This is a genomic window from Pseudomonas sp., assembly GCF_049653025.1.
Classification (GTDB): domain Bacteria; phylum Pseudomonadota; class Gammaproteobacteria; order Pseudomonadales; family Pseudomonadaceae; genus Aquipseudomonas.
Genome location: NZ_JBASFM010000006.1, coordinates 257,956 through 278,918, shown reverse-complemented (window position 1 = coordinate 278,918; position 20,963 = coordinate 257,956). Strand labels below are relative to the sequence as shown.

The following is a 20,963-nucleotide window of genomic DNA, read 5'->3' as shown; positions in this document are numbered from 1 at the left end:
ATGACTCAGTGGAACGCCGCCTGGCGCGAACAGGCGCTGCCCGAACTGGCCGCGCGGGATTGGGATCTGATCGTGGTCGGCGGCGGTATCAGCGGTGCCGGCATTCTGCGTGAAGCGGCGCGGCGCGGCTGGACGTGCCTGCTGCTGGAGCAGCGCGATTTCGCCTGGGGCACCTCCAGTCGCTCGTCGAAGATGGTGCATGGCGGGCTGCGCTATATCGCCAAGGGCCAATTTGCCCTGACCCGTGATTCGGTGCGTGAGCGTCAGCGCCTATTGCAGGAAGCGCCGGGGCTGGTCGATCCGTTGAGCTTTATCATGGCCCATTACCAGGGCGGCTTCCCTGGCCCACGGGTATTTGGCGGTCTGCTGGCGGTGTATGACGCCCTGGCCGGCAAGCGCAACCATCTGTACTACCCGCTGCAGCAACTGCGCTACTTGGCTCCGGGCCTGAAGGAAGATGGTCTGCTCGGTGGCACGCGCTTTTTCGATGCGGTGACCGATGATGCGCGGCTGGTACAGCGGGTACTGGGCGAGGCGCGCGCCGAAGGCGGCGAAGCGCTGAACGGCCTGCGTGTGGTCGAGCTGCGCCGTGCTGACGGGCAGGTCAACGGCCTGTTGGCCGAGGATGCTGAAACCGGGCAGCTGTACCGCTTTAACAGCCGCGTGGTGGCTCAGGCCACCGGGGCCTGGGCCGATCAGTTGCGGCGTAAAACCGGCCTGGAACATATCCGCCCGTTGCGTGGCAGCCACCTGCTGCTGCCGGCCTGGCGCTTGCCGGTGGCGCATGCCTTCAGCTTTATGCACGCGGCGGACAAGCGCCCGGTGTTTGTCTTCCCCTGGGAGGGCGCGACGGTAATCGGCACCACCGATCTCGATCACCCGGCACCATTGGCTGAAGAAGCGCGAATCAGCCCGGACGAAGTGACTTATCTGCTAGACGCCTGTACCCAGCAATTCCCCGCTGCCGGGATTAGCGCTGCAGATGTGCTCTCGACCTGGGCCGGCGTGCGCCCGGTGGTCAGCGACGGCAGCGAAGGGCGCAAACCCTCGGATGAAAAGCGCGAGCATGCGCTATGGGTTGAGCCAGGCTGCGTGACTCTGGCCGGCGGCAAGCTGACCACCTTCCGCCTGCTGGCCCTGGAAGTGCTGCAGACCTGTGCGCCTTTTGTCGGGCGCGCTGTGGCCGATCAGGGCGCGGCGACCTTTGCCCCCGTGCCCAGTCAGCCGATGCCCGCGCTAAGTCCCGCCCAGCAGAAACGCCTGATCGGTCGCTATGGCCGGGCGCTGCCGCAGCTGCTGGCGCTGCTCGACGAGCTGGGTGTCGAGTCGGTGGCTGGCACGGACACGCTGTGGGCCGAGTTGGCCTGGGCCGCCGAGCAGGAGCTGGTGCTGCATTTGGATGATCTGCTGCTACGGCGTACCCGTTTGGGCCTGCTGCTGGCGCGCGGCGCGGTGGCCGAGCTGCCGAAAGTTCGTGCGTTGTGCCAGCCGCGCCTGGGCTGGGATGACGCGCGCTGGCAGCAGGAACAGCAGGACTATCTGCAACTCTGGCAGCGCTGCTACAGCCTGCCGGCAGAAGATCGATCAATAGGAAGGACCGCGTCTTGAGCGAGAAAAGTTACCTGCTGGCCATCGATAACGGCACCCAGAGCATCCGGGCGCTGTTGTTCGATCTTCAGGGCAACCTGCTCGCCAAGGGCAAGGTGGAGCTTGAGGCCTATTACTCCAAGCAGCCCGGTTGGGCCGAGCAGGACCCCGAGTATTACTGGGCCAGCCTGGGCCAGGCCTGTACGCAGCTGTGGCAGCAGGTGGATATCGACCGCAGCTTGATCAAGGGCGTGTCCCTGACCACCCAGCGCGGCACCCTGATTAACGTTGATCAACAGGGCCAGCCACTGCGCCCGGCCATGCTCTGGCTGGATCAGCGCCAGGCCAAGGTCGAGGGGCGGATCAAAGGGCCCTGGGGTTGGCTATTCAAGCTGGCGGGTTTGCAGGCCACGGTGGATTACTTCCGCGCTCAGGCCGAGGTCAACTGGATCGCACAGAACCAGCCGGAGATCTGGGCCAAGACGCACAAGGTGCTGTTGCTCTCGGGTTTTCTCACCCATCGCCTGTGCGGCCAGTTTGTCGATTCGGTGGGCTGTTGCGTGGCCTATTTGCCGTTCGACTACAAACGCCTGCAGTGGGCCAAGGACAGCGACTGGAAATGGCAGGCCATGCCGGTGCGCCGCGAACAGTTGTCGGAGTTGCGCAAGCCGGGTGAGTTGCTCGGCCATATCAGCGCGGCGGCCAGCCGTCACACCGGCATTCCCGAAGGCTTGCCGCTGATCGCTGCTGGTGCCGACAAGGCCTGCGAGGTGCTCGGCGCTGGCGGCGTTGAAGCGAGCACCGCCTGCCTGTCCTATGGCACCACGGCGACCATCAACACCACGCGCAGCCAGTACCTGGAAACCATTCCGCTGATTCCGCCATACCCGTCGGCGATTCCCGATCACTTCAACACCGAGGTGATGATTTATCGCGGTTTCTGGATGGTCAGCTGGTTCAAGCAGGAATTTGGCCTGCGTGAAATGCAGCGGGCCAAGGAGCTGGGCGTCGAGCCTGAGGCGTTGTTCGATGAGCTGGTCAACAGCGTGCCGGCCGGCTCCATGGGCCTGATGCTGCAGCCCTACTGGTCGCCGGGCATCCGCGAACCGGGTCTGGAGGCCAAGGGCTCAATCATCGGTTTTGGCGACGTGCACACCCGCGCGCATATCTACCGGGCGATTCTTGAAGGCTTGGCTTATGCCCTGCGTCAGGGCAAAGAGAAGATCGAGAAGCGTTCGGGCACGCGCATCACTCGCCTGCGCGTCTCCGGTGGTGGTTCGCAGAGCGATGCGGCGATGCAGCTGACTGCCGATATCTTTGGCCTGTCTGCTGAGCGTCCGCATCTGTATGAAACCAGCGGCCTGGGTGCGGCGATCAATTGTGCCGTGGGTCTGGGTTTGCATCCGGATTACCCGACAGCGATCAAAGCCATGACCCGGGTAGGTGACGTGTTTACGCCCAACCCCGAGGCGCAGCGCGTGTATCAGCAGCTGTACACGCAGGTCTACCAGCGCATGTACAAACAACTCAAGCCGCTGTATCAGACCATTCGGCGCATTACCGGTTATCCCGCGTAGGATGGGTTGAGCACAGCGATACCCATCTGCTGTGCTTAGGCCACATCCACCAGGATGATTTCGCTGTCTTCGAGGGCCGTTACCCGGATCACCTCGACATCGCTGACTGCCACACCATCGCGAGCCTGGGCGCTGATGCCGTTGACCTCGATGCTGCCGCTGGCGGCTACCAGATAGGCTTTGCGTGCAGCGCCAATCGGGTACTCGGTGCTCTGTCCGGCTTGCAGGGTGGCAGCGGCCATCCGTGCATTGGTGCGGATCGGCAGGGCATCCTGATCTTCGGAAAAACCGCTGGCCAGGGTGACAAAGGTGCCGGCACGCTCCCCTTTGGGGAACGGCTTGGCCCCCCAGGATGGCGGCAGGCCCGACTGGTTGGGCTGAATCCAGATCTGGAATATCTTGGTGGTGGTGTCTTCCAGGTTGTATTCGCTGTGGGCAATCCCGGTGCCGGCGCTCATCACCTGCACATCGCCCGCCTCGGTACGGCCCTGGTTGCCCAGGTTGTCCTTGTGGGTAATGGCACCCTGACGCACGTAGGTAATGATTTCCATATCGCGGTGCGGGTGCGTCGGAAAGCCGGTGTGCGGGGCGATTTCATCATCGTTCCAGACCCGCAGCGGGCCCCAGCTCATCCGCTGTGGGTCGTAGTATTCGGCGAAGGAGAAGTGATGACGGGCATTCAGCCAGCCATGATGGGCACCGCCGAGTTCGGCGAAGGGGCGTACTTCGATCATCTGGGTATCCTCGGCAGTGACAGGGCGGTTTAGCCGTGGCTGTCGGTTGGCGTTGGGGGGATGATCCGTCAATTTAAGTCGATTAAAAAACGCTAAATACTGGATTAAATAATCTATTTATTAGATTTGTTTGATGGCCTTGAATGATCGGCGCGTGCGTCTGTGCGCGGCATCGGGTCATGATGCCGGTTATTCAGATGGCTGCTCGGCCGAGGGCGCTGCAATGCACGAACGTAAAGCCCTGTTGATCCTGCATGGCAAACAAGCCCTCAACGCCGAGGTGCACTCGGCCTTTGGTCGTTTCAGCGGGCCGGGCTTTGCCTGGGAGGGCGAGTTTCTTGCCCTGGGCATCGGCAATGGTCGCCAGGCCGGTGGTGGGCATTTGCTGTGCCCGCAGGCGCGGGTCAATGACGGCCTGCTGGACGTGTGCATCGTGCCGGCTCCGGCGGATGTGGTCGGCACTCTCGGCACGCTGCTGTCGGGTGGTATCAACGGCTTGCAGAGCGTGACCCTAACGGCGCGTCTGCCCTGGCTGGAGATCGAGGCACCGGAAGGTCTGGACCTGAACCTGGATGGCGAACCGCTGGAGAGCAGCCGCTTGCGCTTTGCCGCCATGCCGGCCGCCTTGCGCGTGCACTTACCGGCCAATTCGCCGCTGTTGAGCGATTAAGCGGCCGCTGGAAAACGCCTCGTGTTGCCAATGCGGCTGGCCTCGGCGCAAGGCTTCACGCATGATGGCTTACCGCCATGCGCCTTCAGATGCAGCACGCCTGGCCGATACACCAGGCTATGGCTATTTGAGCTAGGCTAGATCAATAAATGAACAGGAGCGCATGATGGCCGGCATTCTCGACTCAGTGAACCAACGCACCCAACTGGTGGGTGAGAACCGCCTGGAAATCCTGATGTTCCGTCTGGCCGGGCGGCAGCTGTTCGCGATCAACGTGTTCAAGGTGCAGGAAGTCCTGCAAATGCCCAAGCTGACCCTGATGCCGCAGCGTCATCGCTTCGTCTGCGGGGTGGTCAATCTGCGCGGGCAAACGCTGCCGGTGATCGACCTGTCGCAAGCCATTGGCATGCGCCCCATCGTGCCGGATGAGCGCAGCACCATCATCGTCACCGAGTACAACCGCTCGGTGCAGGCGTTTCTGGTGGGCGGCGTCGAACGCATCCTCAACCTCAACTGGGAATCCATCCTGCCGCCCCCAGGCGGGGCAGGCCGCCAGCATTACCTGACGGCGATCACCAAGGTCGAAGACCAGATCGTCGAAGTGATCGACGTGGAAAAGGTGCTGGCGGAAATCACCCCTATGAGCACCAAGGTCTCCCCGGAAAAACTTGCCGACCCGCTGCTGGAGTTCGCTCGCGGCCGCGAAGTGCTGCTGGTGGACGACTCCAACGTGGCCATGAGTCAGCTCAAGGGCACCATGGCGCAACTGGATATCCGCTGCCATGCCGCCAGCGATGGCCTGCGCGCCATCAACCTGCTGAAAGGCTGGGCCGATGACGGCATCGATGTGCATGAAAAACTGCTGATGGTGATCACCGACGCGGAAATGCCGGAGATGGACGGCTACCGCCTGACCACCGAGATTCGCAACGACCCGCGCCTCAAGGACCTCTACGTGGTGCTGCACACCTCGCTGTCGGGCAGTTTCAACGAGGCAATGGTGAAGAAGGTCGGCTGCGACAACTTCCTCTCCAAGTTCCAGCCGGACAAGCTGGTGGACGTGGTGCACGAGCGTTTGGCGCTGCTGCACCCGGCCGAGTAAACCCCGCGGTTATTCGGCCAGACGTTGGCGCAGATGCTCGATGCGTTCGCGGTTGACGTCGAAGTCCGAATGACCCAGGCGTGACGCCGAGCGCACCTCCACGGCAGTCGCGCCAATCAGAAACTCCACATCGTCGACAAAGCGCATCAGCTTGCTGCTGAACTCGGCACGCAGGTATCCCGGCGCTTCCTCAACCAGATTCACCCGTGGCTCTTCGCTGAGCAGCGCCTTGAGGCGCGCCTGGGTCTGTTGTGCGTCGCCGTTGAGTGGCAGGGGCGCAATCGCATGACGAGCGTCGCTGGCCTGGCTGTTGACGCAGTTGGGTGAGTCCGGGCAGGGCGCGAGACGGCCGTCATGCACGCCAAGGTTATCGGGCGGGCTGCCGCTGCAGGCACTCAGTAACACGGCCAGTGGTACGACCAGGGTGGGCTTGTGAGCACGGCGGGTTACTCGTATAAGAGCGTTTTGCCAAAGGGAAACTGGGCTCATGTTGCATCTCTCCGGGTTGTACCGCTATCCACTGAAGTCTGCTGCCGGTGAGGCCTTGTCTGAAACTGAAGTGGATGCGCTGGGCGTGCTGGGCGATCGTCGCTGGATGGTAGTCGATGCAGCCAACGGGCGCTTTATCACCCAGCGCCTGTTGCCACAGATGACCCAGCTGAAGGCGCGCTGGAGTGGTGCCGAACACCTGTTGTTGAGTGCGCCGGGCATGCCCGAGCTGTTGGTTGGCGTGCCGGAGGCGCAGGCCGAACTGCGTGCGGTGACCATCTGGCGCGACAACCTGCAGGTGCCGGACGCCGGCGAGGCTGCGGCATTGTGGTTAAGCCAGCTGCTCGGGCGGGCCTGCCGCCTGGTGCAGGTGTCGGCTGAGCGCGCGCGGCAGGTCGACATCGGGTATGCCGAGGTTGGTGAGAGAGTCGCCTTCGCCGATGGCTTTCCGCTGCTGCTGATCGGCCAGGCGTCGCTGGATGATCTGTCGGCGCGCGTCGGTCGGCCATTGCCGATGTTGCGTTTCCGGCCGAACCTGGTGGTCGCTGGCAGTCAAGCCTATGCCGAGGACAGCTGGAAGCGTATCCGCATCGGTGAGCTGGAGTTTCGCGTGGTCAAGGGTTGTTCGCGCTGCATCATGACCACCCTCGATCCGCAGACGGGCGAGCGCAGCGCGGATCGTGAACCGCTGAGCACCTTGAAGACCTATCGCGAGCGCGATGGCGAGGTGTACTTCGGGCAGAACCTGATCGCCTGTGGTTCAGGCCGGTTGGCGTTGGATATGCCGGTGGAGGTTCTGGCCTAACGGACGCTGCACGGTCGGCACCGTGCAGCGGTTAGCGCTTACTGATCGAAATAGCGCTCATGCCAGGCCACCAGCGGCTGCGGCGCGTTGAGCTTCTCGCCGTAGATCACCGAGTAGGACAGCACGTTCTGCACGTACTGGCGGGTCTCATCGAACGGGATGTTTTCGATCCACACGTCATACGACAGGTGATCCGCGCCGCGCAGCCATTGCCGCACACGGCCTGGGCCGGCGTTGTAGGCGGCGGAAGCGAGCACGCGGTTGCCGTTGAACTGGCCGTAGATCTGGCTTAGGTAAGCGGCACCCAGCTGGATGTTCACTTCTGGTCGATACGCCAGCTGTGGCGAAGACAGCGGAATACCGAAGCGTTTGGCGGTTTCCTTGGCGGTGGCCGGCATCAGCTGCATCAGGCCCATGGCTCCGACGCCGGACTTGGCATCGGCCATAAAGGCGCTTTCCTGGCGGGTGATGGCGAATACCCAGCTGGAGTGGATGTCACGCTTGCGCGCCTCACGCACCAGCTGGTCGCGGTGCGCCATGGGGAAGCGCACATCGAGGTCGTCCCAGTACTGCGCCTGGCTGATGGTGCGGATGGCCGGGAAGTACCAGCCCATTTCATAGGCCAGACGTGCCTGGGCAACCATTTCATCGCGGCTGAACAGGCGGCTGACGTTGTACCACTCGCGGCGACCGTCGGCGATCTGGCCGCGGGCGTGGAACTCCAGGGCGCGGCGAATGGCCGCCGAGTTACGTACCTTCTGGATGGTCTGCGGGCTCAGGGCCAGCGGCTTGTTGTTCAGCTGGTAGGGCGCTTGCACCTGGTCGGCGGCCATAAAGCCGTAGAAATCGCGTTCCTTGGCCAGGGCCTGATACAGGGCTTTCGGTTCTGTGCTGTTGGGTTGCGCCAGTTGCAGGCTGCGCGCCTGCCAGTAGCGCCAGCGGTTGGTCTTGCCCAACTCTTCAGGCATTTTCCGGGTCAGCTGGTTGGCTTCTTCCCAGCGGCCCAGGCGCAGCAGCAGGCGGGCGCGCCATTCACTGACGGTGTTGTCACGCAGCTCGGGGTCATACTTGGCCATGACCTGCAGGGCGCGGGCATCGAAGCGCTTGGCCAGGGTCAGGCCGATTTCACGGGCAATGGCGACCTTCTCCTCGCTGGAGAACTTCATCCGCGTGGCATAGCTATCCAGAAGACGCAGGGCTGTTTCCGGGTCCTGACGCGCCAGGCGCCGCAGGCCCAGGCCGACCACATCGGCCATGGCCTGATCGGTTTGGGTGAAGCGGCTGGTCTGTTTCAGCAGTTCCGGCTTCTGCGCCACTTGCAGCAGCATCTTGGCGTGGTTGCCCAGGGTTGGCAGGGTCTTGATCAGGTGGGTGAGCAAGCCGTAGTTGCGTGCCTCGGCCGCCAGTTTGGCGCGCTGCCAGCGTTTCTGCTCCGGCAGCTGGCCTTCGGCGGCCCAGCGCTCGAACAGCGGGTCGCAGGAGTTGGGCTGCGATTTACCCACCAGCCAGAGTTTTTCCGCCGTGGCGTAGCCTTCGGTGCGCATGCCGTGCTTGAGTTGGTATTGGCCGTACAGGCAATCGAGTTCGGTGAAGTTCAGGGTCGGGTCGTAATGGTTGATAAAAGTCTGCCATTCGCCACGTTCGGCCAGCCAGCGCAACCAGCGCAGTTTCATCCAGCCGATCTGCGGCAGGTCGCCATGCTCGGCGAGGAATTTCTCGATTTCGTCGTTACTCGCCCATTTCAGCCGGGCGGTCAGTTCGTCATAGGCCAGGTAGGGTTCCAGCGGGTAATCACGCAGCGCACTGGCGTAGCGCTGGTAAGGCCCTTTGTCGCCTTTGGCCAGCGCGGCTTTGGCTTGGTCGTAGTATTGGCGTTGTTGCGTCAGGCTGGCGGCGTGGGCCGCAGAGTAGCTGAGAGACGAAATAAGCAGGCAGGACAACAGGCTGAACAGAGAACCGCGCATGACACTTCCAGGCTAAAAGGTGCGTATTTCCCTAGCTTAGTCGTTTGCCTTAGGGCGGTGAAGGCTCAATGTGGCGGCTTGCCAACTGCCGCTGGGCAATTCAGCGGATGGCGGGTCTTTCCTGGCCAAGGGCCGGGCCAGACAGTCCGCGAGTTCTATGCGCGGCGGCAGGTGCAGAAAATTGCGGCGCTGCGGCTGAAATTGCCAGCGATGTGCCAGCACTTCTCGGTTAGAATGCGCGCCCTATTTTGCGGGTGCTTCGCGCAGCTGCAATGGATTTTCCTGGTGAAGCAGTAGCCTGGGTGGCATTGGCGCAAACGCGTCGAATGTACACATCCGTAGTTTTACTGTGTTTCACCTGTCGTTTTCGTCGAGGCGTGCCATGACCCTGCTCAAATTTACCGATGTTTCCCTGGCCTTCGGCGCTATGCCGCTGTTGGACAAGGTGTCGTGGCAAATCGGTCGTGGCGAGCGGGTGTGCATCATCGGCCGCAACGGCACCGGCAAATCGAGCATGATGAAGCTGGTCAAGGGCGATCAGAAGCCCGATGACGGCGCAGTCTGGCGTGCGCCTGGGTTGAAGATCGGTGAGTTGCCGCAGGAGTTGCCGCTGGCCGACGAGCGTACCGTGTTCGATGTGGTTGCCCAAGGTCTGGACGGTGTGGGTGAATTACTCGCGCAATACCACCACTTGGCGCAGAACTGCGTCACCGACGCGGATCTGGACAAGCTGATGCACGTCCAGCATGACCTCGAAGCCCGTGACGGCTGGCGCTTGCAGCAGTTGGTCGACAGCACCCTGAGCCGCCTGCAGCTGCCTGCCGACAAGACCCTGGCCGAGTTGTCCGGCGGCTGGCGTCGCCGCGTGCTGCTGGCCCAGGCGCTGGTCTCCGAACCGGATCTGCTGCTACTCGACGAACCCACCAACCACCTGGATATCGGCGCGATTGCCTGGCTGGAAGAAGCCTTGGCCGACTTCCAGGGTGCGGTGCTGTTTATCACCCACGACCGTTCCTTCCTGCAGAACCTGGCCACGCGCATCCTCGAACTGGACCGCGGCGGCTTGATCGACTGGAACGGCGACTACGCCAGCTTCCTGGTGCACAAGGAAGCCTCTCTGGCTGCCGAGGAAACTGCCAACGCGCTGTTCGACAAGCGCCTGGCCCAGGAAGAAGTGTGGATTCGTCAGGGCATCAAGGCGCGTCGTACCCGCAACGAAGGCCGCGTGCGCGCGCTGAAAGCCCTGCGCGTGGAGCGCAGCGAGCGCCGTGAACGCACCGGCAAGGCCAATATCCAGCTGGAAACCGCCGAGAAGTCCGGCAAGCAGGTAATGGTGCTGGAGAACGTCAGCTTCGCCCACCCTGAGGGTCCGTTCCTGATCAAGGACTTCTCCATGGTGCTGCAGCGCGGTGACCGTATTGGCCTGCTGGGGGCCAACGGTACCGGCAAGACCACCTTGCTCAAGTTGATGCTGGGTGGTTTGCAGCCCACCAGCGGGGTGGTTGCCGAAGGTACGCGGATCGACGTGGCCTACTTCGATCAGTTGCGCCACCAGCTCGATCTGGAAAAAACCGTGATCGACAACGTCGCCGAAGGCCGCGACTTTATCGAGATTGATGGGCAGAACCGCCATGTGCTGAGCTACCTGGGCGACTTCCTGTTCAGCCCGCAGCGTGCACGTACCCCGGTCAAGGCCTTGTCCGGCGGTGAGCGGGCGCGTTTGCTGCTGGCCAAGCTGTTCAGCAAACCGGCCAACCTGCTGGTGCTGGACGAACCGACCAACGACCTCGACGTGGAAACCCTGGAACTGCTTGAGGAAGTGTTGCTGACCTTCCCTGGCACCGTGCTGATGGTCAGCCACGACCGGGCCTTCCTCGACAACGTGGTTACCAGCACCCTGGTCTTCGAGGGCGAGGGCCTGGTCCGTGAGTACGTCGGTGGTTATCAGGATTGGCTGCGTCAGGGCGGCTCGCCGCGCCTGCTCGGGGTTGGCGAAAGCAAAGCCGGCAAGCCTGAACTAGCCTCAGCGGTAGTCGCCGCGCCGGTTGCGCCAGAGCCCGTGGTGGCTGCCGCAAGCAAGAAAAAACTAAGTTACAAGCTGCAGCGCGAGCTGGAAGCCATTCCTGGGCAGATCGATGTTCTGGAAGGGCGGGTTGCGGCTCTGCAGGCGCAGATTGGGGCTGCGAGCTTCTATCAGCAGCCGGCAGAGAAGACTGCCGAAGTGCTGGCGCAGTTGCAGGCTGTGCAGCATGAGCTGGAGCAACTGGTCGAGCGTTGGGCCGAGCTGGAAGGCTAAGCCTGGCGACGACGTTTTACTGAATACTCGCAAACGGAACCGAAAGAAGTCTGGCGGAGACAGTCATGGCCATCGAGTACCGCATCACTCTCGACGACAACCATCAGTTCAGCTACAGGATCGAGCTGGACCGTGGTTATGAAGTTGAGGCTACACGCAGCGCGCCCGCCTGGACGCGCCTGGAACACCAGCAATGCAGCAATTGTCCGCTGAGCAAGGATAATTTCAGCCATTGCCCGGCAGCGGTCGATCTGCATCGGGTGATCGAGGATTTCCATGGCCTGCCGGCGTTCAAGAAGGCCTCGGTCTGGGTGCGTACGCCCGAGCGTGAGTACACCAAGCTGGTGAGCCTGGAGGAGGGGCTGCGGGCGCTGCTCGGGGTGATCATGGCGACCAGTGCTTGCCCGGTACTGGGCAAACTCAGGCCCATGGCGCAGAACCACCTGCCGTTTGCCAGCAATCAGGAATTCACCCTGCGCACGGTGTCGCTGTACCTGACGCGGCAGTATTTCAATTTCCGCGAAGGGCGGCATGCCGATTGGGAGTTGAAGGGGCTGGTGCGCATGTTCCAGCAACTGCAACTGGTCAATCAGGCGTTCTGGCAGCGCATTCACGACACCTGTGAAGGCGATTCCAACCTCAAGGCCTTTCTGACCTTCTTCTCGATGTCATCGAGCATGAGTTATTCGCTGGAAACCCAGCTGCAGAAGATTCGCCCGTTGGTCATGAGCTCGGGGGATGGCGCGGACTAGCCAGGCTGGCGAATAGCGCGGGGCGTTATTCGCCGCCGCTAGCGCTATTCGGCTTTCTTCAGGCGTACCGCCAGAACATCGCAGGGCGCACCGTGCAACACGTCGTTGGCGGTCGAGCCCAGCAATAGGGCCAGGCCATGACGACCGTGACTGCCGACGATGATCAGGTCGCATTGCTGCTCGCCGGCCAGACGATGAATTTCCTGGCGCGGCTGGCCGTAGGCCAGGTGGCGCTGGTCGGCGGCCAGATCTGGGTACTTGCCGGAAAAGTTGTCGAGGCGCTCGCGGGCCTGGTCAAACTGCTGCTGTTGCAGCATCGACAGGTCCATCGGCACGTCGCCGCCAAACGCCATGGCCATGGGCTCGACTATATGCACCACAGACAATTTGGCCCCGCTGCAGGCCGCCAGTTTCTGCGCGCGTTTCATGACCGGGTCGCATTCTTCGGTAAGGTCGACGGCGACCAGAATGTGCTGGTAGGGCATGGGTATCTCCTTTCAAGGGGGATCAATGAATTGAGTATGGCTGTCCTGAGCGCTGATGACAGGCTTTTGCCGGCGAGATAACGATATGAGTCTCTGGTTAGTGGTTTTGCTCCTGGCGGTGATCCTCAGTCCCTTGGCCTGGCTGGTGCCGTCGCGCCGACAGCGCGGGCAGATGGATGTGCGTCTGCAGGCGCGGCGTATGGGCGTGGCCATGCAGTTGTCGCCTCAGGAGTGGCCGCATTGGCTGGTACGCCAGCCGCCGCATTCCTGCCCGCAATATCACCGGGCGCGCCGCCGTGGGCAGCAGGACAGTTGGTGTTATTGGCAGTCCGAGCCTGGCCTGTGGCTGAACAAATGGCGCGAGCCCTGCGTGGATGAGGCGCTGCTGGGGCAGTTGCAGGCCTTGCCGGCGGATGTGTTCAAGGTCGAGGCGACTGCGCAGATGCTGGCCGTGTGCTGGGGGGAGCGGGGTGAGGCTGAGGCGCTGCAGAAGGTTGTCGATTTTCTGCAGGCCAAAGCCTGAGCAAAAAGTTGCCGGGAGCAAGTTTTAACGTCGCGTAGCGACGGCCCGAAGGGTGGCCGCCATGGATGGCCGGCCATAAAAAATGCCTGAAGCAATTTTTGATGTCGCGTAGCGACGGCCTGAGGGCTGCTCGGCATGGGCAAAAGAAAGCCCAGTGCGAACACTGGGCCAGAGAGCGGCCAGGCAGGCCGGTAAAGCGGATCGGGTTGCCCTATGGGCAGTGGCTTAGAGGTTGGCCGCTGCGTACTGGCTGGAAATCTGTTCAATGCCCTGGATGATGATGTTGGAGTACTTGTTGACCAGGAATGGCACGCTGTTCTCGTTGTAGTTGATCAGCGACTTTTCAATATAGCGCCATTTGGTGCTGACCCCGTCCCAGGATTGCTTGAGCTGCGGGCTGTTCTTCGGCTCTTTTTCCAGCGCGCTCATCTTGCTGGCGAACTCGCTCACCAGTTCCTCGATCGGCCGCGCATCGGCACCGCCCATAAAGGTTGCACCCACTGATGCGCTGCGCGAGGCGTAGTCCACCGCGATCGCTTGCATCAGCAGGCTCTGTTCACGGCTGCGCTGGGTCAGTTGCGGCACGCTGTAGCTGCTTTCCTGCTGAATCTTGGTGTACAGCTCTTGGCTCAGGCTCATCAACTGCTGGTTGCGCGCGGCCAGGTCGGCCACCGGCTGCAGGTCGGTAAAGCCTTGAGTCTTCAGTGCATTGGTGAGGTTGTTGAGGTCGATCTGGTAACCCTTCCACTGTTGGTCGAGCTGCGAACGCAGGGCCTTCGAGCCTTCGCCGGGCATGTCGGTGAGGGCGTTGAGCTGGGTGTTCACCTCGCTCAGCGACTCGTTGATCATGCGCGCATAGCGCTGATCGCCTTCCATGCCGTTGAACATATAGAAGTCGCCGAGGGTCTTTTGCGCGGCAAGGCGCAGTTGGTGCAGCTTCAGCAGATTGGTGGCGGGGTCAGCCGCGTGAGTGGCAGCACTGAACAACGGTAAGGCGATTGCGAGCAGGGTGCTCAAGACAATGGCAAGCATGCGGCTCGACATGGGGGAAACTCCGTGCGCCCTTGATGCGGGCTCTAATTGTTTTTGTTGTGGCTACGGCCGGTCTAAAGCGGCCGTATTGAGACGACTGTACCTGTAGCCAAACCATTTTGCTAGGCATGCGCTGGATCACACTTCTGCGTCATGATTCGCGTTAATGCCGGCTTATCGCCGCTGATGTTTGCGTGTTCGCGACAGAGTTTGTGGCATGCGGATGTCAGTCATATCGTAATTTTTTGTACGCCTTGGCAGTCACAACAGGCCAATTGACAAGTTGGGGCTTTTCCTTGAAGGTGTGCGCACCCAAATCAAACGGGCGTATGAATTGAGCGTTTACCTATCAAGGTGACGCCACTACAGCCCGAATATCGCGTCGGCGGGTGTGCCAGGCTGATTGGGGCTACTCTAGACGGCTGTGCCGTGGAGTAGCTTGCTGGTTGGCTCCGATGTGTACTGTTCAGCTTCCATACCGTGGAGATCAGTTGATGATTTACGAAGGTAAAGCCATCACGGTTAAGGCTCTTGAGAGTGGCATCGTCGAATTGAAATTCGACCTCAAGGGTGAATCCGTCAACAAATTCAACCGTCTTACCCTCAATGAACTGCGTCAATCCGTTGATGCTATCAAGGCCGATGGTTCGATCAAGGGCGTGATTGTCACCAGTGGCAAAGACGTATTTATCGTCGGTGCCGACATCACCGAGTTCGTCGACAACTTCAAGTTGCCGGACGAAGAACTGGTGGCTGGCAACCTCGAAGCCAACAAGATCTTCAGTGATTTTGAAGACCTCAATGTTCCGACCGTAGTCGCAATCAATGGCATCGCCCTGGGCGGTGGTTTTGAGATGTGCCTGGCCGCGGATTACCGCGTCATGGCCGAAAGCGCCAAGGTTGGCCTGCCGGAAGTCAAGCTGGGTATCTACCCGGGCTTCGGCGGTACCGTGCGTCTGCCACGTGTTATCGGTACCGATAACGCTGTTGAGTGGATTGCTGGCGGTAAAGAAAACAAAGCTGCTGACGCCCTGAAAATGGGTGCAGTGGATGCCGTGGTTGCCGCTGACAAGCTGCAAGCCGCTGCCCTGGACCTGATCAAGCGCGCCATCTCTGGCGAGCTGGACTACAAGGCCAAGCGTCAGCCGAAGCTGGAAAAGCTCAAGCTCAACGCGATTGAGCAGATGATGTGCTTTGAAACCGCCAAAGGTTTCGTTGCAGGTCAGGCCGGTCCGAACTACCCGGCACCGGTTGAAGCGATCAAGACCATCCAGAAAGCCGCCAACTTCGGTCGCGACAAAGCGCTGGAAGTTGAAGCTGCAGGCTTCGTCAAACTGGCCAAGACCCCAGTTGCTGCCAGCTTGATCGGCCTGTTCCTGAATGATCAGGATCTGAAGAAGAAGTCCAAGCAGCACGACGAAATCGCCAAAGACGTGAAACTGGCTGCCGTACTCGGCGCTGGCATCATGGGTGGCGGTATCGCCTACCAGTCCGCTTCCAAGGGCACCCCGATCTTGATGAAGGATATCCGTGAAGAGGGTATCCAGATGGGTCTGGCCGAGGCTTCCAAGCTGCTTGGCGGTCGTGTTGCCAAAGGTCGTATGACCCCGGCTAAGATGGCTGAAGCCCTCACCGCTATTCGCCCAACCATGTCCTACGGCGACTTTGGCGCTGTCGACATCGTTGTCGAAGCTGTGGTCGAGAATCCGAAAGTCAAAGCGATCGTTCTGGCTGAAGTGGAAGGCGTGGTTCGCGAAGACGCGATCCTGGCTTCCAACACCTCGACCATTTCCATCAACTTGCTGGCCAAGGCCCTCAAGCGTCCGGAAAACTTCGTTGGCATGCACTTCTTCAACCCGGTGCACATGATGCCGCTGGTTGAAGTGATTCGTGGCGAGAAGTCCAGCGACGTAGCTGTGGCGACCACCGTTGCTTACGCCAAGAAAATGGGCAAGACCCCGGTTGTGGTCAACGACTGCCCAGGCTTCCTGGTTAACCGCGTGCTGTTCCCGTACTTCGGTGGCTTCTCCAAGCTGCTGGCATTCGGCGTGGACTTTGTGCGTATCGACAAGGTCATGGAGAAGTTCGGCTGGCCGATGGGCCCGGCGTACCTGTCCGACGTGGTCGGTATCGACACCGGCCACCACGGCCGTGACGTGATGGCTGAAGGCTTCCCGGATCGCATGGCTGTTGAAGGCCGTACCGCGGTTGACGTGATGTATGAAGCAGATCGCCTGGGCCAGAAGAACGGCAAAGGCTTCTACTCCTACGAAATGGACAAGCGCGGCAAGCCGAAGAAGGTTTCTGATCCGGTTGCCTACGACCTGCTCAAGTCCATCGTGACCGAGCAGCGTGAAGTGACTGATGAAGACATCATCAACTTCATGATGATTCCTCTGTGCATGGAAACCGTGCGTTGTCTGGAAGACGGCATTGTTGATACCGCAGCTGAGGCCGATATGGGCCTGATCTACGGCATCGGCTTCCCTCCGTTCCGCGGTGGTGCGCTGCGTTACATCGATACCGTCGGTGTAGCCGAGTTCGTTGCCCTGGCCGACAAATACGCCGAGCTGGGCGCGCTGTACACCCCGACTGCCAAGCTTCGCGAAATGGCCGCTAAGGGCCAGAAGTTTTTCGGTTAATCGCGGTCAGACTAGAGCGAGAGTGAATTTATGAGCCTGAATCCTAGAGATGCAGTCATCGTCGACTTCGGTCGTACCCCGATGGGTCGTTCCAAGGGCGGCATGCATCGCAACACCCGTGCCGAAACCATGTCGGCCAACCTGATCAGCGGCGTGCTGGCACGTAACACCAAGCTGGATCCAGCTGAAGTGGAAGACGTGATCTGGGGCTGCGTTAACCAGACCCTGGAGCAGGGCTGGAACATCGCGCGCATGGCGTCGCTGATGACCCAGATCCCGCACACCGCTGCTGGCCAGACTGTGAGCCGCCTGTGCGGTTCGTCCATGAGCGCCCTGCACACTGCTGTGCAGGCGATCCAGACCGGCAACGGTGACGTATTCGTCATCGGCGGTGTGGAGCATATGGGCCACGTTGGCATGATGCACGGCGTCGATCCAAACCCGCACCTGTCGCTGTACGCGGCCAAGGCCTCGGGCATGATGGGTCTGACTGCTGAAATGCTCGGCAAGATGCATGGCATCAGCCGTGAGCAGCAGGACGCGTTCGGTGAGCGTTCGCACCGTCTGGCCCACAAAGCCACCGTCGAAGGCAAGTTCAAGGATGAAATCATCCCGATGCAAGGCTACGACGAGAACGGCTTCCTCAAGGTGTTCGACTACGACGAAACCATTCGTCCGGAAACCACCCTGGCAAGCCTGGCTGCGCTGAAGCCTGCGTTCAACCCGAAAGGCGGCACCGTGACTGCAGGTACGTCCTCGCAGATCACCGACGGCGCTTCCTGCATGATCGTTATGAGCGCCCAACGCGCCCAAGACCTCGGCATTCAGCCAATGGCTGTGGTTCGCGCCATGGCCGTGGCCGGTGTTGATCCGGCGATCATGGGTTACGGTCCAGTACCGTCGACTCAGAAAGCTCTCAAGCGTGCTGGCCTGACCATCAATGACATCGACTTCTTCGAGCTCAACGAAGCCTTCGCCGCCCAGGCTCTGCCTGTGCTGAAGGACCTGAAAGTGCTCGACAAGATGGAAGAGAAGGTCAACCTGCACGGCGGCGCGATCGCCCTGGGTCACCCGTTCGGTTGTTCCGGTGCGCGTATCTCCGGTACCCTGCTGAACGTGATGAAGCAGAATGGCGGCACCTTCGGTGTGTCGACCATGTGCGTAGGTCTCGGCCAAGGCATCACCACCGTCTTCGAACGCCTCTAAGCTTCACTGGGTGTAAGAGATGGAAAAACCGGGGCCCAGTGCCCCGGTTTTTGTTTATCAGCAGAAAATCTTCAAGGAATTCACCCATGCAACTGCAGCCTGGCCTCTACCGCCACTACAAAGGCCCTGAGTACCGTGTGTTTGGCATCGCTCAGCATTCCGAAACGGAGCAGCAGATGGTGGTCTATCAGGCGCTGTACGGCGAGTTTGGCCTGTGGGTGCGACCGCTGGAGATGTTCTGCGAAAGCGTCGAGGTGGACGGCGAGACGGTTCCACGCTTTGCTTTGATTCAGGCTGAAACCGCGCTGTTCTCTCGCCCTTGAGCTGATACCGGGCCATTGCTGCGCTTGACCTCGGCCGGACCACCACTATATATAGCGGTGCCGCGCTAGCAGGCAGTACAGCGCCTCCCGCATTTATTTACCGAATTTCAGGAATTTTCCAATCCATGGGCAAATCGCTGGTCATCGTGGAATCCCCGGCTAAGGCCAAGACCATCAACAAGTACTTGGGCAACGAGTACGTGGTGAAGTCGAGCATCGGCCATATCCGTGACCTACCCACCAGTGGTTCGGCAAGCACGGCCAAAGAACCGGCCAAGCGTGGTAAAGCCGCCGCAGGTGAAGCCCCGGCGCTGTCGCCCAAGGAAAAAGCCAAGCGCCAGTTGTTTGCGCGCATGGGGGTTGATCCCGAGCACGGCTGGAAGGCCAAGTACGAGATCCTTCCGGGCAAAGAGAAGGTGGTCGAAGAGCTGCGCCGTTTGGCCAAGGATGCTGACACCATCTACCTCGCAACCGACTTGGACCGCGAGGGGGAAGCCATTGCCTGGCACCTGCGCGAATCCATTGGGGGTGACGACAGCCGCTACAAACGCGTGGTGTTCAACGAAATCACCAAGAAAGCGATCCAGGAAGCCTTCTCCAAACCTGGCGAGCTGGACATCAATCGGGTCAATGCCCAGCAGGCGCGGCGCTTCCTCGACCGCGTAGTGGGCTATATGGTCTCGCCGCTGCTGTGGGCCAAGATCGCCCGCGGCCTGTCCGCCGGCCGTGTGCAGTCGGTGGCAGTGAAGCTGGTGGTCGAGCGCGAGAAAGAGATCCGTGCCTTCGTTCCCGAAGAGTACTGGGAAGTGCACGCCGACCTCGGCACCGCCAAGGGTGCCAACGTGCGCTTCGAAGTGGCCCGTGAGAACGGTGCCGCGTTCAAGCCGTTGAACGAAGCCCAGGCCATGGCCGCGCTGAACACGCTCAAGGCGTCCAGCTACAGCATCGCCAAGCGCGAAGACAAACCGACCAGCAGCAAGCCCTCGGCCCCCTTTATTACCTCCACCCTGCAGCAGGCGGCCAGTAACCGTCTGGGCTTCGGGGTGAAGAAGACCATGATGATGGCCCAGCGTCTGTACGAGGCGGGTTACATCACCTATATGCGTACCGACTCGACCAACCTCTCGGCCGACGCCGTGAGCATGGTGCGTGACTTTATTCAGGGCGAGTTTGGTAAGAAGTACCTGCCGGCCGATCCGATTGCCTACAGCAGCAAAGAGGGCGCGCAAGAGGCGCACGAAGCGATTCGTCCGTCCGACGTCAACCTCAAGCCGACCCAACTGTCGGGCATGGAACGCGACGCCGAACGCCTCTACGAGCTGATCTGGCGTCAGTTCGTGGCCTGCCAGATGCCGCCGGCCGAATACCTGTCGACCACCGTGACGGTGAACGCTGCGCAGTTCGAGCTGCGCGCCAAGGGCCGTATTCTCAAATTCGACGGTTATACCCGGGCATTGCCGCAGCTGAGCAAGCCCGGCGATGACGATGTACTGCCGGACATGAGCCAGGGCGAAGCGCTCAAGCTGATCAAGCTCGATCCGAGCCAGCATTTCACCAAGCCGCCGGCGCGTTACTCCGAAGCCAGCCTGGTCAAGGAAATGGAAAAACGCGGTATCGGTCGCCCGTCGACCTACGCGGCAATCATTTCCACCATTCAGGATCGCGGCTACGTAGCCCTGCATAACCGCCGCTTCTACTCCGAGAAGATGGGCGACATCGTTACCGAGCGTCTGGCTGAGAGCTTCTCCAACCTGATGGACTATGGCTTTACCGCCGGCATGGAAGAGCACCTGGACGACGTTGCTCAGGGCGAGCGCGAGTGGAAGCACGTGCTGGACGAGTTCTACGGCGACTTCAAGAAGAAGCTCGAAGTGGCCGAGGCCAGTGATGGCGGCATGCGCGCCAACCAGCCGACCCTGACCGATATTGCCTGTCGCGATTGTGCGCGGCCGATGACCATTCGTACGGCCTCCACCGGGGTGTTCCTCGGTTGTTCCGGCTATGCATTGCCGCCAAAAGAACGCTGCAAGGCCACCGTCAACCTGGTGCCGGGTGATGAGATTGCCGCCGATGACGAGGGTGAGTCCGAGTCCCTGGTGTTACTGGGCAAGCATCGCTGCCCGATCTGCGCCACCGCCATGGATGCCTACCTGCTGGATGAAACCCGCAAGCTGCATATCTGCGGCAACAACCCGGATTGCTCGGGTTACGAGGTTGAACAAGGCCAGTACCGGATCAAAGGCTACGAAGGCCCGAGCCTGGATTGCGACAAGTGCGGCAACCAGATGCAGCTGAAGACTGGCCGTTTCGGCAAGTTCTTCGGATGCACCAATAGCGAGTGCAAGAACACCCGCAAGCTGCTGAAAAGCGGTGAAGCCGCACCGCCGAAGATGGATCCGGTGAAGATGCCTGAACTCAAATGCGAGAAGGTTAACGACACCTACATCCTGCGCGATGGTGCTTCCGGGCTGTTCCTGGCTGCCAGCCAGTTCCCGAAAAACCGCGAAACCCGCGCGCCATTGGTGCTTGAGCTGATCCCACATCGTGATGAGATCGATCCCAAGTACCACTTCCTCTGCGATGCGCCGAAGAAAGACCCGCAAGGCCGTGCCGCAGTGATCCGCTACAGTCGCAAGACCAAGGAGCAGTACGTGCAGACCGAGGTCGACGGCAAGCCGACCGGCTGGCGCGCGTTCTATGACGGCGGCAAGTGGAAAGTCGAAGACAAGAGCTGATCTGACTAAGTGCGCGCCTGCCGCCGGCAGGCGCGCGTATG

At 61.0% G+C, this 20,963-nt stretch carries 16 protein-coding genes and 1 pseudogene; 12 read left to right on the top strand and 5 right to left on the bottom strand.

Annotated elements, in window-relative coordinates; genetic code table 11:
- Together WBK23_RS04360 and WBK23_RS04355 are read left to right on the top strand one after the other, a co-directional pair.
- Window positions 1-1,608 (top strand): glycerol-3-phosphate dehydrogenase/oxidase, encoded by a 1,608-nt coding sequence (locus WBK23_RS04360; protein ID WP_424482749.1) that lies wholly within the window; start codon window positions 1-3, stop codon window positions 1,606-1,608.
- Window positions 1,605-3,164 carry an FGGY-family carbohydrate kinase gene (locus tag WBK23_RS04355; RefSeq protein WP_424482748.1) on the top strand — a complete coding sequence of 520 codons (1,560 nt, stop codon included), beginning with the start codon at window positions 1,605-1,607 and terminating at the stop codon, window positions 3,162-3,164. Before WBK23_RS04360 ends, WBK23_RS04355 begins: the two co-directional genes overlap by 4 nt.
- A gap of 35 nt (window positions 3,165-3,199) precedes the next feature.
- On the opposite strand, the gene WBK23_RS04350 is transcribed toward WBK23_RS04355, so the two are convergent.
- Window positions 3,200-3,898: a pirin family protein gene (locus WBK23_RS04350; RefSeq protein WP_424482747.1), complete on the bottom strand. Its 699-nt coding sequence runs from the start codon at window positions 3,896-3,898 to the stop codon at window positions 3,200-3,202.
- 274 nt (window positions 3,899-4,172) lie between these two features.
- On the opposite strand from WBK23_RS04350, the pseudogene WBK23_RS04345 reads away from it, so the two are divergent.
- Both WBK23_RS04345 and WBK23_RS04340 read left to right on the top strand, forming a co-directional pair.
- Window positions 4,173-4,568, top strand: a pseudogene (locus tag WBK23_RS04345) (lipid kinase YegS); the annotation flags it as partial.
- A gap of 166 nt (window positions 4,569-4,734) precedes the next feature.
- Window positions 4,735-5,670, top strand: a complete 936-nt coding sequence (locus tag WBK23_RS04340; protein WP_424482746.1) for a chemotaxis protein CheV — start codon at window positions 4,735-4,737, stop codon at window positions 5,668-5,670.
- A 9-nt stretch (window positions 5,671-5,679) separates the two neighbouring features.
- Here the strand turns inward: WBK23_RS04340 and WBK23_RS04335 are convergent, their stop codons facing one another.
- Complete coding sequence (locus tag WBK23_RS04335) at window positions 5,680-6,159, bottom strand: DUF1499 domain-containing protein (RefSeq protein ID WP_424482745.1); 480 nt, start codon at window positions 6,157-6,159, stop codon at window positions 5,680-5,682.
- On the opposite strand from WBK23_RS04335, the gene WBK23_RS04330 reads away from it, so the two are divergent.
- Window positions 6,158-6,964 (top strand): MOSC domain-containing protein, encoded by an 807-nt coding sequence (locus WBK23_RS04330; protein WP_424482744.1) that lies wholly within the window; start codon window positions 6,158-6,160, stop codon window positions 6,962-6,964. The genes WBK23_RS04335 and WBK23_RS04330 overlap by 2 nt on opposite strands.
- 38 nt (window positions 6,965-7,002) lie before the next feature.
- Here WBK23_RS04330 and WBK23_RS04325 read toward each other — a convergent pair whose 3' ends face one another.
- Window positions 7,003-8,928 carry a transglycosylase SLT domain-containing protein gene (locus tag WBK23_RS04325; protein ID WP_424482743.1) on the bottom strand — a complete coding sequence of 642 codons (1,926 nt, stop codon included), beginning with the start codon at window positions 8,926-8,928 and terminating at the stop codon, window positions 7,003-7,005.
- 382 nt (window positions 8,929-9,310) lie between these two features.
- On the opposite strand from WBK23_RS04325, the gene WBK23_RS04320 reads away from it, so the two are divergent.
- Both WBK23_RS04320 and WBK23_RS04315 read left to right on the top strand, forming a co-directional pair.
- Window positions 9,311-11,224 carry an ATP-binding cassette domain-containing protein gene (locus WBK23_RS04320; protein WP_424482742.1) on the top strand — a complete coding sequence of 638 codons (1,914 nt, stop codon included), beginning with the start codon at window positions 9,311-9,313 and terminating at the stop codon, window positions 11,222-11,224.
- Between the two features lie 65 nt (window positions 11,225-11,289).
- Window positions 11,290-11,976, top strand: coding sequence for a DUF6901 family protein (locus tag WBK23_RS04315; protein WP_424482741.1), 687 nt, complete (start codon window positions 11,290-11,292; stop codon window positions 11,974-11,976).
- A gap of 44 nt (window positions 11,977-12,020) precedes the next feature.
- On the opposite strand, the gene WBK23_RS04310 is transcribed toward WBK23_RS04315, so the two are convergent.
- Window positions 12,021-12,461: a universal stress protein gene (locus tag WBK23_RS04310; protein ID WP_424482740.1), complete on the bottom strand. Its 441-nt coding sequence runs from the start codon at window positions 12,459-12,461 to the stop codon at window positions 12,021-12,023.
- An 85-nt stretch (window positions 12,462-12,546) separates the two neighbouring features.
- On the opposite strand from WBK23_RS04310, the gene WBK23_RS04305 reads away from it, so the two are divergent.
- On the top strand, window positions 12,547-12,984 hold the full coding sequence (locus tag WBK23_RS04305) for a hypothetical protein (protein ID WP_424482739.1): 438 nt from the start codon (window positions 12,547-12,549) through the stop codon (window positions 12,982-12,984).
- A 225-nt stretch (window positions 12,985-13,209) separates the two neighbouring features.
- Here WBK23_RS04305 and WBK23_RS04300 read toward each other — a convergent pair whose 3' ends face one another.
- Window positions 13,210-14,028, bottom strand: a complete 819-nt coding sequence (locus WBK23_RS04300; RefSeq protein WP_424482738.1) for a hypothetical protein — start codon at window positions 14,026-14,028, stop codon at window positions 13,210-13,212.
- A 482-nt stretch (window positions 14,029-14,510) separates the two neighbouring features.
- On the opposite strand from WBK23_RS04300, the gene fadB reads away from it, so the two are divergent.
- The 4 genes from fadB (at window position 14,511) to topA (ending at window position 20,922) form a co-directional block, all read left to right on the top strand.
- Window positions 14,511-16,658: a fatty acid oxidation complex subunit alpha FadB gene (fadB, locus tag WBK23_RS04295; RefSeq protein WP_424482737.1), complete on the top strand. Its 2,148-nt coding sequence runs from the start codon at window positions 14,511-14,513 to the stop codon at window positions 16,656-16,658.
- Window positions 16,659-16,688: 30 nt separating this feature from the next.
- Complete coding sequence (fadA, locus tag WBK23_RS04290) at window positions 16,689-17,864, top strand: acetyl-CoA C-acyltransferase FadA (protein ID WP_090248066.1); 1,176 nt, start codon at window positions 16,689-16,691, stop codon at window positions 17,862-17,864.
- Between the two features lie 86 nt (window positions 17,865-17,950).
- The gene (locus WBK23_RS04285) at window positions 17,951-18,187 is read left to right on the top strand and encodes a DUF1653 domain-containing protein (protein WP_424482736.1); all 237 of its coding nucleotides are present in this window, start codon (window positions 17,951-17,953) and stop codon (window positions 18,185-18,187) included.
- Window positions 18,188-18,312: 125 nt separating this feature from the next.
- Window positions 18,313-20,922 carry a type I DNA topoisomerase gene (gene topA / locus WBK23_RS04280; RefSeq protein ID WP_424482735.1) on the top strand — a complete coding sequence of 870 codons (2,610 nt, stop codon included), beginning with the start codon at window positions 18,313-18,315 and terminating at the stop codon, window positions 20,920-20,922.
- Window positions 20,923-20,963: the final 41 nt, after the last annotated feature.